Consider the following 273-nt stretch of genomic DNA (forward strand, 5'->3'; position numbering starts at 1 on the left):
CTAGAACGCAAGCTTTCTTCTGTAAACGGCGCCCAGGATTATGCGGCAACGGGCGGGGTGGAAGCGATTGTCCGCGTGCTCAACCAAGTGGACCGAAGCACCGAAAAAGCCATCTTGTCCGAACTCGAAACCGGAAGCCCGGACCTTGTCGCCGAGATCAAGAAGCTTATGTTCGTTTTCGAAGACATTGTCAAATTGGATGTCCGTTCGATTCAACGGGTCATTCGCGAAGTAAGCGACCTGGACATGAGTTTTGCATTGAAAGCAGCCAGT

1 protein-coding gene is annotated in these 273 nt (G+C 52.0%); it reads left to right on the forward strand.

Annotated features, from left to right (window positions below; genetic code table 11):
• Positions 1 to 273 (forward strand): FliG C-terminal domain-containing protein (locus SB775_RS29465; RefSeq protein WP_410864778.1); only part of this gene is annotated, 273 nt, incomplete at both ends.

This window comes from Peribacillus sp. SIMBA_075 (assembly GCF_046534585.1).